The sequence below is a fragment of the Streptomyces sp. NBC_01439 genome, from assembly GCF_036227605.1.
GTDB lineage: Bacteria > Actinomycetota > Actinomycetes > Streptomycetales > Streptomycetaceae > Streptomyces.
Genome location: NZ_CP109487.1, coordinates 5339560 through 5352825, shown reverse-complemented (window position 1 = coordinate 5352825; position 13266 = coordinate 5339560). Strand labels below are relative to the sequence as shown.

Below are 13266 nucleotides of genomic sequence, written 5' to 3'. Positions count from 1 at the left end.
GGGGCGCCCGGGGCCGCCTGCCACCCTAGAACGCTCGCAGGTGGTGCCCCGGCAGCGACGTCGCCGCCCGTCCCATCGGACCCCGGCGTCTACCCGTTCGGCCCCGGAACGCCTGAACGCACCCCCGCCGAGGGGCCGTCGTCGACGCCGGGAACGGTGCGCGGGAGCAGGCCCTCGTGGTCGGGGCGGCCAGCCGGAGCGGCCGCCGACGGCCACCGGTCTCACCTGGGGGCGTAGTCGATCCGCTCGGCGTCGAAGGGCCACACCTCGTGGAGCCAGCGGGTGATCCTCTCGTGGACCCGCGCGTCCAGCGCGGCCCGGTCGGCGCGCACCCAGTGGCTGACGGCGACCCGGCCGGGGGCCTCTCGGGAGCCGTGGACGTACAGGCAGCCGATCACCTCGCCGACGCCGTCGGCCTCCCCTTCCAGGAGGCTGTAGGCGAAGGCGACGCGCTCCTCGAACTCCTGCGCGTGCCGGAGCAGGTCGGCCAGGTTCGCCTCGGCGGTCATCCCCGCCACCGGCGGCCAGCCCCGCCCCACGAACCCGGGCGTCGCCCTGATGTGCGCGATGCTCCCGGTCCAGGCGGCGAGGTCGCGTTCGTTGTGCTCGGCGCCGAGCGGCTCCAGCCGGAAGCCGTCGGCGACGAGCGTCCGCGGTACCGCGAAGTCGGCCGGTACGAAGGGCTGCTGATCATGATTCATGCCAGGACGGTACGTGCCCGTGCCGCCAGGGTCAGCAGCTTTTCCACCGGCCACTGGTCGTCCGCGTGCACCCCGTAGCCGGCGGCCAGCACGCGTCCGTCGGGCGCGATCAGGAAGTCCGCCGGCAGTCCGAGCCGCCCGCCGTCCTGGTGAAGCGTCGGCGGCTTCGCCCGGCCGCGCAGGATGTCGAGGGTGCCGACGGCGATCGCCCGCCAGGCGCGGGCGGCCAGCAGGGCGCGGTAGGACGACTCGACGCCGAACTCCGCGTACAGCCGCTTGCGGGGGTCCGCGACGACGGCGAAGGGCAGGTCGGCCACGTGCTCGCGCAGTTCGTCGGCGCCGGAGTGGAAGACCACGACCTCCCGGATCCCGGCGGCTGCTATCTCGGCGTGCCGCCGCACCACCGAGCGCAGGTGCAGATGGCAGATGGGACAGCCGGCGAACCGGCGGAACTGCAGGTGGACGAGGTGTTCGGGGTCGGGGACGGCCACGGGTGCGCCGTCCGCGACGGCGGTGAGGGTGCGGGTACGGACGAGGGAACCGGTGTCGAGCTGCGCTGAGGGCACTGAGGGCACTGAGGTCTCCTTCGTAAGCGTATGACGTACACCTACAGCGTAAGCGTATGCCGTACGCTGTCAACACCATGCCGCGCCCCCGCTCACTCACCCCGGACCAACTGGCCGCCGCGGCCCTCACCGTGATCGACCGTGAGGGCCTGCCCGGGCTGTCCATGCGCGCCGTCGCCGTCGAACTCGGCATCAGCACCATGGCCCTGTACCGGTACGTCCAGGACCGCGGGGAGCTGGAGGCCCTCGTCGTCGAACTGGTCCTCGGCTCCGTCGACAGCACCCCGCCGCCCCTGACCACCGGCCCCTGGCGCGCCCGCGTCACGCTCCTCGTCGACCGGATGCGGGACACCGTCGGCGCGCACCCCGCCGTACTGCCGCTCACCATGAGCCACCGGCACCGCTCCCCCGGCGTACTGCGCTGGGGCGAGACCGTCCTCGGCGTGCTCGGCGAGGCCGGGTTCGGGCCCGAGGAGCGGATCATCGCCCTGCGGGCCCTGCTCGCCTACGTGATCGGCGCGATCCAGCAGGAACACCTCGGCGCCCTCTCCGGCGCGGGCACCGCCGCGATCGCCGAACTCCCGGCCCAGGAGTACCCGTACCTGACCGAGGCCGCGCTCGGCGCCCGCCACCTCACCCCGGACCGCGAGTTCCACGGCGGCCTCGCCCTACTGCTGAACGGCCTCGGCCGCTGACCGACCGCCCGACCCACCGGATGCCGCGCCCCTCGCCTCGTCCGTGCGCCTCGTCCGTGCGCCCCGTCCGGCGCCCCGCCGAAGCGCCGTGTTCCCAGCCTCCGCGCCGTACGGCACACTGGAGGTTTGACCTGAATGAAACGGGGCGCCGCGCGTGAATGGTCCACTCATCGTCCAGAGCGACAAGACCCTCCTCCTCGAAGTCGACCACGAGCTCGCCGGAGCCGCCCGGCGTGCCATCGCGCCCTTCGCCGAGCTGGAGCGGGCACCCGAGCACATCCACACCTACCGGATCACCCCGCTCGGCCTGTGGAACGCCCGGGCCGCCGGCCATGACGCCGAGCAGGTCGTCGACGCGCTCGTCGAGTTCTCCCGCTACCCCGTCCCGCACGCGCTCCTCGTCGACGTCGCCGAGACCATGGCGCGCTACGGCCGCCTGACCCTCAGCAAGCACCCCGTCCACGGGCTGGTGCTGACCAGCACCGACCGGCCGGTGCTGGAGGAGATCCTGCGGTCCAAGAAGGTCGCCCCGCTCGTCGGCGCGCGGCTCGACGCCGACACGGTCGCCGTGCACCCCTCCGAGCGCGGGCAGATCAAGCAGACGCTGCTCAAGCTCGGCTGGCCCGCCGAGGACCTCGCCGGCTACGTGGACGGCGAGGCGCACCCGATCGACCTGGCCGAGGACGGCTGGGCGCTGCGGCCGTACCAGCAGCAGGCCGTCGAGGGCTTCTGGCACGGCGGCTCCGGTGTGGTCGTCCTGCCCTGCGGCGCCGGCAAGACGCTGGTCGGCGCCGGGGCCATGGCGATGGCCAAGGCGACGACGCTGATCCTGGTGACGAACACCGTCTCGGCCCGCCAGTGGAAGCACGAGCTGGTCAAGCGGACCTCGCTGACGGAGGACGAGATCGGCGAGTACTCCGGCACCCGCAAGGAGATCCGGCCCGTCACCATCGCCACCTACCAGGTCCTGACGACGAAGCGGAAGGGCATCTACCCGCACCTGGAGCTCTTCGACTCCCGGGACTGGGGCCTGATCGTCTACGACGAGGTGCACCTGCTGCCCGCGCCGGTCTTCAAGTTCACCGCCGACCTGCAGGCGCGGCGCCGACTCGGCCTGACCGCGACGCTGGTGCGCGAGGACGGGCGGGAGTCGGACGTCTTCTCCCTCATCGGGCCGAAGCGGTTCGACGCCCCGTGGAAGGAGATCGAGGCGCAGGGCTACATCGCGCCCGCCGACTGCGTGGAGGTCCGGGTCAACCTGACGGAATCGGAGCGGCTCGCGTACGCGACGGCCGAGACGGAGGAGAAGTACCGCTTCTGCGCGACGACGGCGACGAAGCGCAAGGTCACCGAGGCCCTGGTGGCCAAGCACCGCGGCGAACAGACCCTCGTCATCGGGCAGTACATCGACCAGCTCGACGAGCTGGGCGAGCACCTGGACGCCCCCGTCATCAAGGGCGAGACCTCCAACGCGCAGCGCGAGAAGCTCTTCAACGCCTTCCGCGAGGGCGAGATCAACGTGCTGGTCGTCTCGAAGGTCGCGAACTTCTCCATCGACCTGCCGGAGGCCACCGTCGCCATCCAGGTGTCGGGCACCTTCGGCTCCCGCCAGGAGGAGGCCCAGCGCCTGGGCCGCGTGCTGCGTCCGAAGGCGGACGGCCACGAGGCGCGGTTCTACTCGGTCGTCGCGCGCGACACGATCGACCAGGACTTCGCGGCGCACCGCCAGCGGTTCCTGGCCGAGCAGGGGTACGCCTACCGGATCATGGACGCCGACGAGTTGCTGGCGAGCGACTGACTCCGGCACGCGCGGGCGGTCAGGACGGCCAGTAAGGGAGCGCACCAGACCCACAGCGGCGGCCAGTCCAGTACGAGGGCCCCGGCCGCGTCGGCCAGGTGCCGGGTCCAGAACTCGGCTGAGGCCTCCGGCAGGACCAGCAGCCCGAGCAGGGCGGTCCCGGCCGAGGCCGCCAGCGCGGTGAGCCCGGCGCGGACGCGGCGGGTCAGCAGGAGGTAGGCGGCGATGGCCGCCGGGGCGAGGGTGATCCCGGCGGCGACGCCCAGCGCGAAGCCCTTGCCCAGCGCGGAGCGCGGCCGGCCGAGGTCCCACAGGACCAGGCAGGCGAGGGCCAGGTTGATCAGCCCGGCCAACGGTGCCTGGAACAGCGGCTGCAGCCACAGCCCGGCAATGGTGGCGGCCAGCACGGGCCCGGGCCGGGACCGGAGTCCCGCGAGCCGGCAGGACAGGGTGATCAGCAGGGCGAGCAAGCCGGCGTTGCCGAGGACGAGGACGGCCTTCAGCACGCTGCTCGGCAACCACGCTGCGGGCGTGAACACGATCGCCGCGAACGGCGGATACGTGGCGGACGGCCCCCACTCGGCGGCGGAGAACCCCTGGACGAGGGCGTCGGCCACCGGAATGCGCAGGGCGATGCAGAGCACGCCGAGCAGCAGCAGCGAACCGGTCAGCAGCACACCGGCGAGAGACGACGGTGAGCGGCTGGGAACGGGACTGCGGGTCACCCGCGTGACCCTAGTGGATCAGTGCAGGTGCTGGGCGGGGCCCGAGGTCAATGGCGTATGACGCCCGCGTCCTCGGAGTAGTCACCGAGCACGACGACGCTCACGGCGGTCGCCGCGAAGATCTTGACGGCGCGCAGCATGCCGCCGAGACCGTTGCGCGGAAGGGAGTCGGAGTCGGCGCCGCGAGGACGGCTGCCCTGGATCGAGGTGAAGGTTGCGGGGCTCATGGATCCATGGTGCGTTTTCGAGCCGTCCCGCACATCGCTCCCGGGAGGGAACCTCACGGGCCCCCGGGTCCTCCTCCCGTCGCATGCGCACCCCTAGGGGTGGATACCAAGGTCTGACACTCCGCAGTACGACGCCCGGTACCCGTCCGGATGCACGGGGGCCGGTCGGGACGGACCCTGGGAAGGTCCGCGGTACCGGCGACCACCCCATGGGAGTGATCCGCATGACCCACCGTTCCCGGACGCGGCGCCTCGCGCTGCTCTCCGCATCGGCAACCCTGGTCACGGGCGGGCTGCTGCCGTCCGCCGCCGCGTTCGCCGCCCCGGCACACGCCGCCGCGGCCACTGCCGCCGCCGCTGCCGCCCCCACGCCCTCGCCCACGTCCACGTCCACCCAGCCCGCCCGGAGTTCGGTGAAGACCACCGATCCCCCCAGCGGCATCACGGCCCAGCTCCCCGGAAAGGCCAAGGTCCGCATGGGTGCCATCCCCATGGAGGGCGATTCCGTCGACGCCCGCGTGTACGGGGTGGAGACCCCGGACGGCGCCACCGGCTTCGCCGTCTACGACATGCCGGGCGACCGGATCCCGCTGGAGGACGCCCTCAAGGGCTTCGTCGACGCGTACGGCCTGACCGGCGGCGGCACCCTGACCACGGAAAACGTCCGCAAGACGACGGTGGACGGCCGCCCCGCCCTCGACGCGAGCCTCACCGGCGAGGGCCCCGACGGCGCCGCGGTCGGCTCCATCCGCTTCATCTCCGACGACGACCATCTCGTCATGGCCCTGACCTACGGTCCCGAGGCGCAGAAGAAGGACCTGGACGCAATGCACCAGCAGCTCCTCAACACCCTCCAGATCCCGTGATCCGCTGATGATCCGTTGATCCGTTGATCCGATCCCCGGCTCCTGATATCCGTTCGCGCCGCACCGCACCGGTGGCTAGAATCTCCGCTCTTGCCGCCTCCCGCCGCCTCATCGGGGAGAGCCGCCCTCCGGCCGGAAACCGGCGGGCCATCTGTTCCGCATCCAGCAGCTGGAGGCAGTTCCGTGCCCGCGCACGCCCCCGAGACCACGCACGACGATCCGACCGCGCCCACCGACCCGCTGGGTCGCGAGCGGGCCCACCTCGCCGCCTCGCGTTCCGCCCTGCGCGCCATGCGCGAGGACGTCGAGTCCCTCGACATCCGCGACGTCACCGCGAACTGGGTCAACGCGATCGTCCTCCAGGCCCAGATCGACGACCGCATCAAAGCCCTCGCCGACCTTGCCCACACCCCGCTGTTCTTCGGCCGCCTCAACTACCTGCACGCACCCGGCACGGAGCTCACCGAGGGCGCGGAGGGCGAGCAGTTCTACATCGGCCGCCGCCACGTCCACGACGCCCACGGCAACCCGATGGTCATCGACTGGCGCGCGCCCGTCTCCCAGCCGTTCTACCGCGCCTCCAAGACCGACCCGCAGGACATCGCGCTGCGCAGGCGCTTCGGGTACACCGGCGGCGAGCTGACGGCGTACGAGGACGAGCACCTGTCCGACCCCGGCGAGGCGACCGCGGTCAGCAAACTGCTCCAGCAGGAGATCGAGCGCCCGCGCGTGGGCCCGATGCGGGACATCGTCGCGACGATCCAGCCCGAGCAGGACGAGATCGTCCGCTCCGGCCTGACCGGTTCCGTCTGCGTGCAGGGCGGCCCCGGCACCGGCAAGACCGCCGTCGGCCTGCACCGGGTCGCGTACCTGCTCTACGCGCACCGCGACCGCCTCGCCCGCACGGGCACGCTCGTCATCGGACCGAACCGTTCCTTCCTGCACTACATCGAGCAGGTCCTGCCGGCCCTGGGCGAGCTGGAGGTCAAGCAGGCCACCGTCGACGACCTCGTCGCCCGCCCCGGGCTGGAGGTGCGCGCCACGGACGCCGCCGAAACCGCCGTGGTCAAGGGCGACGCCCGCATGGCGGAGGTACTGGGCCGTGCCGTCCGCTCGCACGTGACGCGCCCCACGGAGCCGCTGATGGTGGTCCGCGGCTCGCGCCGCTGGCGGGTGCCCGCGCACGAGCTGGCGGAGATGGTCGAGGAGCTGCAGCAGCGCACCATCCGCTACGGCGCGGCCCGGGAGGCCCTGCCGCAGCGCATCGCGCACGCGGTGCTCGTACGGATGGAGCAGGCGGGCGAGGCCCCGGACGACCGGGTGCAGGACGCGGTGGCCCGCAACGCGGCGGTGAAGGCGGCGGTCAAGGAGATCTGGCCGGCCGTCGAACCGGCGAAGCTGGTTCTGCGCCTGCTGTCCGACCCCGAGTTCCTCGCCCTGCACGCGGCGGACCTGCTCACCGAGGACGAGCAGAAGCTCCTGCTGTGGACGAAGCCGTTCCGGAGCGTGAAGTCGGCGAAGTGGTCGGCGGCGGACCTGGTCCTGATCGACGAGGCGGCCGACCTGGTGGAACGGACGCATTCGCTGGGCCACGTGGTCCTCGACGAGGCCCAGGACCTGTCGCCGATGCAGTACCGGGCGGTGGGCCGGCGCTGCACCACGGGCTCGGCAACGATCCTCGGCGACCTCGCGCAGGGCACCACGCCGTGGGCCACGCGCAGCTGGGACGAGGCCCTCGCACACCTGGGCAAGCCGCAGGCGGTGCTGGAGGAACTGACGGCGGGCTTCCGCGTGCCGCGCGAGGTGATCGCCTACGCCTCCCGGTTGCTGCCGTCGATCTCCCCGGGCCTGGCCCCCGTCTCCTCCGTGCGCGAGGCGCCGGGATCGCTACGGGTCGAGGAGGCCCCGGACCTCACTGCGGCGGTGATCGCCGCCTGCCGTGACTCCTTGGCGCGCGAGGGCTCGATCGGCCTGATCGCGGCGGACGCGCGGATCCCGGTACTGGCCGAGGCCCTGCTGGCGGCGAGCCTGCCGTACTTGTCGCCCGGCGAGGAGACCACCGCCGAGTCGCGGCTGACCCTCGTCCCGGCGTCCCTGGCGAAGGGCCTGGAGTACGACTACGTGGTCCTGGACGAGCCCGCGGCGATCGTGGACGGCGAGCCGGACGAGCGGACGGGCCTGCGGCGCCTGTACGTCTGCCTCACCCGCGCGGTCTCGGGCCTGACGGCCCTCCACTCGGCCCCGCTCCCGAACGCCCTGGCCTAACGGCGGTCGGCGGGTGATGTGCGGCGCCGCTGCGCAAGCGCCCCGGGCGGCGCCCCCCGGCATTTCAGCCCCGCCGGCGTTTGAGGCGCGGGGGTCCGGGGGCAGCACCCCGGCATTTCAGCCCCGCCGGCGTTTGAGGCGCGGGGGTCCGGGGGCAGCACCCCCGGCAACGGCGGCGCACCCGACAACCGCACCCCCGGTCAGGAGAAGGCGGCGCACCCGACAACCGCACCCCCGGTCAGGAAAGGGCGGTGCGCCAGTCCGCGACGGCCGCCGCGGAGACCGGACCGCCCCACCCGGAGGGACGCGCCGCGCCACCGATGTGAAAGGCGTCGATCCCGCCCGCGCGCAGCACCGGCAGGTGTGCGAGCGTCAGCCCGCCGCCCACCAGGATCCGCGCCCCGTACCCCGGCTCGCCGCCCCGCGCCGCCTCCGCCAGCAGCACCGGCAGCCCGGCTTCCACCCCGGCCGCCGAGCCCGCCGTGAGGTACGTGTCCAGCCCCGGCAGATCGGCCAGCGCCTTGCGCAGTTGGTCCCGGTCCGCCGCGCGGTCGATCGCCCGGTGGAAGGTCCAGCGGCAGCCGTCCAGCTCCGCGACGACCGCCTCGACGGCGGCCAGGTCGGGGGCACCGTCGGCGTCCAGGAAGCCGAGGACGAACTCCTGCGCGCCCTCCGCCCGCAGTTCCCGTGCCGCCCGGGCCAAGACGGAGACGTCGCCGGCCGCGAACCCGTCCGTCTTGCGGAGCATCACGCGCAGCGGGATGTCGACCGCCGCCCTGATCGCCGCGAAGGTCTCGCGCGGCGGGGTGAGCCCGTCGGCGGCCATGTCGGTGACCAGTTCGAGTCGGTCCGCCCCACCGGCCTGGGCCGCGACCGCGTCCTCCACGTCGAGGGCGATCACCTCCAGGAGCGCACGGTTGCTCATTCGATCCCATCCTTCTTCGAAAAGCTCGGGAAACTCGGAAAACCAGGGAAACCAGGGAGCCCAGGGAAAACCCTAGGAGAGGTCTAGTCCAATATTCAGAATACGGGCCTCCACCCGCCCTTCACCAGCACAATCGCGCCACCCCACAATGTGCCCATGGACACAGGCACCCAGCGCAGCGACACCCACCCGGACACCGCCGACCTGCGCGCCCGCTGGCAGGCGACCGTCACCGCCGCCGGCGCCGCCGCCGACCGCGACCCCGCGCCCTACGCCGACCGCCTCCTGGCCGCCTGGGCGGAACCGCAGCGCCGCTACCACACCACCGCCCACCTGGCCGACGTACTCGCACGGATCGACGTACTGGCCCCGCACGCCGCCGATCCGGCCGCCGTCCAGCTCGCCGCCTGGTTCCACGACGCCGTCTACCGCCCCGACCGGTCCGAGAACGAGGAGCGCAGCGCCGCCCTCGCCGAGCGCGCCCTCCCCGAGCTGGGCATCGACCCCGCGCGCACCGCTGAGGTCGCCCGCCTCGTCCGGCTCACCGTCACCCACGACCCCGCCCCCGGCGACACGGACGGCGAGGCCCTCTGCGACGCCGACCTGGCCGTCCTGGCCGGGGAACCCGACGCGTACGCCGCGTACACGGCCGCCGTCCGCGCCGAGTACGGCTTCGTCCCGGACGACGCCTTCCGCACCGGCCGCGCCGCCGTCCTGCGCCAGCTGCTCGACCTGCCGCGGCTCTTCCGCACGCCCCACGGGGCCGCGCACTGGGAGGCCCCGGCCCGCACCAACCTGGCCGCGGAGCTCGCCGACCTCACCGACCAGGGAATTTGATCGCGTTCGCACGGGTTGGTGACAGTCATGCCCGCAGCAGCCGTACGCCCCCGCATGCCCGTCGCCGTCTACGTCCTCGGCCTGTCCGTCTTCGCGCTCGGCACCAGCGAATTCATGCTCTCCGGCCTGCTGCCACCGATCGCCGAGGACATGGGCGTCACCATCCCGCAGGCGGGCCTGCTCATATCCGCCTTCGCGATCGGCATGGTCATCGGCGCACCGCTGCTGGCCGTGGCCACCTTGCGGCTCCCCCGCCGCACCACCCTCATCGCCCTCATCAGCCTCTTCGGCCTCGGGCAAGTCGCCGGGGCGCTGGCTCCCACGTACGAGCTCCTCTTCGCCTCCCGCGTGGTCTCCGCGTTCGCCTGCGCCGGCTTCTGGGCCGTGGGCGCGGCCGTCGCCATCGCCATGGTCGACATGGACCAGCGGGCCCGCGCGATGGCCGTCATGATCGGCGGCCTGTCGATCGCCAACGTCCTCGGCGTCCCCGCCGGCGCCTTCCTCGGCGAGCACCTGGGCTGGCGCTCCGCGTTCTGGTCGGTCGCCGCCGCCTCCGCGATCGCCCTCGTCGGCATCCTGGCGCTGATCCCGAAGATCCCGCTGCCCGCCGAGAAGCCGTCGCTCGGGCGCGAGCTGCGCATCTACCGCGACCGCCAGGTGTGGCTCTCCATCGGCATCACCGCGCTGGCCGCGGGCGGCGTCTTCTGCGCCTTCAGCTACTTCTCGCCGCTGCTCACGGACGTGGCCGGGCTGGACTCGCGATGGGTCCCGTGGATCCTCGGCCTCTTCGGCATCGGCGCGCTGGCCGGCACCACCGTCGGCGGCCGGGTCGCCGACGCGCACCTGTTCGGCGTGATGATCTGGGGCATCACCGCCTCGACCGTCTTCCTCGTCGCGCTCGCCCTGCTGGCCTCCGCCGCCGCCGCGGCGGTCGCCCTGGCCTTCCTGCTCGGCTTCTCGGCCTTCTTCACCGCCCCGGCGCTCAACGCCCGCATGTTCAACGTGGCCGGCGCCGCCCCGACCCTGGCCGGCGCCACCACCACCGCCGCCTTCAACCTCGGCAACACCGGCGGCCCCTGGCTCGGCGGCACCGTCATCGACGCCGGCCTGGGTTTCGCCGCCACCGCCTGGGCGGGCGCCGCCATGACCGTCACCGCGATCGCCCTCACCGCGGCCGCCCTGCGCCTGGACCGCCGTACGCCGCCGCGCGCCACCCGCGTGATCACCGGCAGCAGCGCCCCCGCCACCCCGGCGCCCACCCACGCCTGACGCCGCCCGCTACCCGTCCCCGAAGATCGCATCGGCGGAGGCCGCGGTGACGGCACGCCGGAGCCAGCGGCTCAGGGTCTCGGCGTCACCGCAGCCGGTGATCCGCTCACGGACCGCCTCGGGGACCTCGATGCTCCGTTCCGCGAGAACAGCCAGGACGTCCTCGGCCGCCCGACGCGCCTCGCCCTCGGCCCGGCCCTCGTCTCGGAGTTCCTCGGAGAGGGACGACTTGTAGAAAGAGAGGTCCACGGCCACCAGCTTCCTCCAGAGTGCTGCGGATGGGTGCTTACCCATGCCTTGTGCGACGAATTCGACGATCGGGTTGGCGAGGGCTGCGGGTGTGTCCCGCAGGACGTTGGTCATCGCTTTGAGTATGGCTCCGATGTCCGGATTCGTGGCGTGGGTGATCGCGGCCAGAGTGGCCAGCGCCAGGTCCTTCCGGACTTCGGCGGGACTGGTGATCAGGGGCATGTTGTGCGGCCCCGCCACCAGCGGGCACAGGGTGAGCAGGGGCCACTGCGGAGGCCCGAAGCGGACCGGGCGGGCGGCCCATTCCGCGGTCGAGCGGTCCTGGCAGACGACCAGCAGCATCGGCTGCAGCCGGTACTTCGTGAGGAGGTAGGAGGCGTAGTACGCCCAACTGGCGGGCTTGTCCGGGTCCTTCTTGCCTTGGGCCTCGACGGCGAGGAGGAAGGACCCGTCGCGCTCCGTGTCGAACCGCAGCAGGGTGTCGACGCGGCGTTCCAAGGGCTGGGTCTCGGTGAGGTCGTTGGGCAGGACGGTGAACGACGTGGGTGGGGCGAAGTCGACGCCGAGCACGGGAGAAGAGCTCCGGGTGTTCCTGGAAGATGCGGTGCATCGCCTCGTGGGGCGAACTGACCATCGGGGTTCCTGTGGGAGTGGCGAGGTGGGAAGTGCCTCTGGGAAGTGCCTCTGGCAAATGCCACGAATGGGTCTTGCGGGGAGCGTAGGAAGCGATGCCGTGCGGAACGGGCCGATGCGGCGATGGTTCACCCGGAGGGGTGAACCCCGGGCGGTTCGGTCAGGCAGCCGCGGCAGCGGCCGGGGTCGGCCGCGCGGAAGGCGCGGTCGCAGAGGTCGCAGTTCTGGAGCGGGTGTCTGACGGGCGGAGGTGCTGCCGGGGCGCGGAACGGCGGCACGGGCGGGAGCTGCGCCGCGAGGCGGTGGGCCAGGAGGGCGGCCGGGCGGCGCAGGGGCTCCGTCGGCAGGTCGGTGGTCAGGGCGTGGTGAACGGCGCTCGGGGACAGGTCGCGCTCCAGCCAGGCCGCGACCCCGGGGGCGAGGTGCTCGACCTCGGTGGCGGAGAGCAGGATGCGGGGATCTGCGCGGCGCAGGCCCACGAGGACCTCGATGGCGGCCCGGAGGAGGTCAGGGGCAGGGTAGGCGGGCTGCGGAACCGCGGGCAGGGCGCGGCGCGGCGGCTCGCCCTCCCGGCGGGCGGGGCGCCGGGGCTCCGGTCGCGGCTCGTCCGGGGCGCCGGTCCGGCCCGGCTGGTTGCAGGAGACCGTGCGGGTGACGACGCGGCCGCTGCTGGTGCGTTCGCAGGTGCGGCGCAGATAGCCGTGGGCCTCCAGTTCGCGCAGGGCGGCGGCGATCCGGGTCTTCCCCTCGGGGAAGCGGCCGGCCAGGGTCCGGATGTCGACGAGCGCGCCGCCGGGCAGGGACTGGATGTGCACGGCCAGGCCGATGGCCAGCAGCGACAGCTCGGCGTGCTGGGCGAGGTGGTTGCCGATCACCGTGAAGCGGGCGGTGTGGCGGGCGTTGTCATGGATGACACCGCCGGATCGGGTGTGCGCACGGGTTCGCCGGGAGGGGTGGTTTTCCCCGTCGTTCCGGGACTGGGCGTGCAGGCGCGCGCTAGTGTTCTGGGTATCCATCAGGAAGGGGTCTGTCTTCCTCGGTGGTCAGGCCCCCGCACTGGGATTGCAGTCCCGGCGGGGGCCGACGTGTGTCAGCGGTCATGTGGTGTGTCGCGCTGAGCGTAGATCAGGCAACCCTCCCCGAAGCCAGCCAAGTTGGCATCTTTCACCCAAGCGAGTGAGCGTGCGCCATGGGCGGGAGGGGTGGGGTTTGGTGTGGTGCTTTCCCTCTCGTGTCTTGAATCCTGGGATCGTCCCTCCCGCCGGAGTCCCACCGGGCGGACTCCGGTGAACGAGCGATGTCCGCAGGTCAGGTGGTGCGGCGGCGGCGGGACGGCTCCGGCCCGTACGGTCCGCCGGGGGACGGGACCGGGGTCGCCTCCTTCGGATCATGTCGGCCGAGCCCGCGGCGTCCGGCACCCCGGGCCACCCCGGGCCGCCGCGGGCCCGGCAGGACCGCAAGGGACGACACACCTGGGCCTGTTGCGAAAGTGTGTGCGGCGGCGGGTGTG

12 protein-coding genes and 1 pseudogene are annotated in these 13266 nt (G+C 73.0%); 6 read left to right on the top strand and 7 right to left on the bottom strand.

Annotation, left to right across the window (positions count from 1 at the left end; translation table 11 throughout):
* Window positions 1–221 precede the first annotated feature (221 nt).
* The gene (locus OG207_RS24165; protein ID WP_329100734.1) at window positions 222–701 is read right to left on the bottom strand and encodes an N-acetyltransferase; all 480 of its coding nucleotides are present in this window, start codon (window positions 699–701) and stop codon (window positions 222–224) included.
* Window positions 698–1276, bottom strand: a complete 579-nt coding sequence (locus tag OG207_RS24160) for a peroxiredoxin-like family protein (protein WP_329100733.1) — start codon at window positions 1274–1276, stop codon at window positions 698–700. The genes OG207_RS24165 and OG207_RS24160 overlap by 4 nt, the downstream gene beginning before the upstream one ends.
* Window positions 1277–1344: 68 nt before the next feature.
* Between OG207_RS24160 and OG207_RS24155 the strand changes: the two genes are divergently transcribed.
* Together OG207_RS24155 and OG207_RS24150 are read left to right on the top strand one after the other, a co-directional pair.
* Window positions 1345–1962 (top strand): TetR/AcrR family transcriptional regulator, encoded by a 618-nt coding sequence (locus OG207_RS24155; protein ID WP_329107824.1) that lies wholly within the window; start codon window positions 1345–1347, stop codon window positions 1960–1962.
* Window positions 1963–2116: 154 nt separating this feature from the next.
* Window positions 2117–3760 carry a DNA repair helicase XPB gene (locus OG207_RS24150; RefSeq protein WP_329100731.1) on the top strand — a complete coding sequence of 548 codons (1644 nt, stop codon included), beginning with the start codon at window positions 2117–2119 and terminating at the stop codon, window positions 3758–3760.
* On the opposite strand, the gene OG207_RS24145 is transcribed toward OG207_RS24150, so the two are convergent.
* Window positions 3718–4485 (bottom strand): glycosyltransferase 87 family protein, encoded by a 768-nt coding sequence (locus OG207_RS24145; protein ID WP_329100729.1) that lies wholly within the window; start codon window positions 4483–4485, stop codon window positions 3718–3720. The two genes, OG207_RS24150 and OG207_RS24145, sit on opposite strands and share 43 nt — an antisense overlap.
* 47 nt (window positions 4486–4532) lie before the next feature.
* A complete protein-coding gene (locus OG207_RS24140) occupies window positions 4533–4712 on the bottom strand; it encodes a hypothetical protein (protein ID WP_329100727.1) in 180 nt (59 codons plus the stop codon).
* A gap of 224 nt (window positions 4713–4936) precedes the next feature.
* Here OG207_RS24140 and OG207_RS24135 point away from each other — a divergent pair, with 224 nt between their 5' ends.
* A complete protein-coding gene (locus tag OG207_RS24135; protein WP_329100725.1) occupies window positions 4937–5578 on the top strand; it encodes a hypothetical protein in 642 nt (213 codons plus the stop codon).
* A 183-nt stretch (window positions 5579–5761) separates the two neighbouring features.
* Entirely contained in the window at window positions 5762–7843 is a 2082-nt protein-coding gene (locus OG207_RS24130; protein ID WP_329100723.1) for a HelD family protein, read from the top strand.
* Between the two features lie 238 nt (window positions 7844–8081).
* On the opposite strand, the gene OG207_RS24125 is transcribed toward OG207_RS24130, so the two are convergent.
* Window positions 8082–8768: a copper homeostasis protein CutC gene (locus tag OG207_RS24125; protein WP_329100721.1), complete on the bottom strand. Its 687-nt coding sequence runs from the start codon at window positions 8766–8768 to the stop codon at window positions 8082–8084.
* Between the two features lie 156 nt (window positions 8769–8924).
* On the opposite strand from OG207_RS24125, the gene OG207_RS24120 reads away from it, so the two are divergent.
* Together OG207_RS24120 and OG207_RS24115 are read left to right on the top strand one after the other, a co-directional pair.
* A complete protein-coding gene (locus OG207_RS24120) occupies window positions 8925–9605 on the top strand; it encodes an HD domain-containing protein (RefSeq protein WP_329100720.1) in 681 nt (226 codons plus the stop codon).
* A 54-nt stretch (window positions 9606–9659) separates the two neighbouring features.
* Window positions 9660–10874 (top strand): Cmx/CmrA family chloramphenicol efflux MFS transporter, encoded by a 1215-nt coding sequence (locus OG207_RS24115; RefSeq protein WP_329107822.1) that lies wholly within the window; start codon window positions 9660–9662, stop codon window positions 10872–10874.
* A 9-nt stretch (window positions 10875–10883) separates the two neighbouring features.
* Here OG207_RS24115 and OG207_RS24110 read toward each other — a convergent pair.
* Window positions 10884–11757 (bottom strand): annotated as a pseudogene (locus tag OG207_RS24110) (hypothetical protein).
* Between the two features lie 127 nt (window positions 11758–11884).
* A complete protein-coding gene (locus tag OG207_RS24105) occupies window positions 11885–12772 on the bottom strand; it encodes a helix-turn-helix domain-containing protein (protein ID WP_329100718.1) in 888 nt (295 codons plus the stop codon).
* Window positions 12773–13266 lie beyond the last annotated feature (494 nt).

Excerpts from the sequence above, each read along its gene's own strand:
- OG207_RS24105 (WP_329100718.1), bottom strand. The coding sequence starts at position 12,772 with ATGGATACCCAGAACACTAGCGCGCGCCTGCACGCCCAGTCCCGGAAC.
- OG207_RS24165 (WP_329100734.1), bottom strand. The coding sequence starts at position 701 with ATGAATCATGATCAGCAGCCCTTCGTACCGGCCGACTTCGCGGTACCG.
- OG207_RS24140 (WP_329100727.1), bottom strand. The coding sequence starts at position 4,712 with ATGAGCCCCGCAACCTTCACCTCGATCCAGGGCAGCCGTCCTCGCGGC.
- OG207_RS24115 (WP_329107822.1), top strand. The coding sequence starts at position 9,660 with ATGCCCGTCGCCGTCTACGTCCTCGGCCTGTCCGTCTTCGCGCTCGGC.
- OG207_RS24125 (WP_329100721.1), bottom strand. The coding sequence starts at position 8,768 with ATGAGCAACCGTGCGCTCCTGGAGGTGATCGCCCTCGACGTGGAGGAC.
- OG207_RS24120 (WP_329100720.1), top strand. The coding sequence starts at position 8,925 with ATGGACACAGGCACCCAGCGCAGCGACACCCACCCGGACACCGCCGAC.
- OG207_RS24155 (WP_329107824.1), top strand. The coding sequence starts at position 1,345 with ATGCCGCGCCCCCGCTCACTCACCCCGGACCAACTGGCCGCCGCGGCC.
- OG207_RS24135 (WP_329100725.1), top strand. The coding sequence starts at position 4,937 with ATGACCCACCGTTCCCGGACGCGGCGCCTCGCGCTGCTCTCCGCATCG.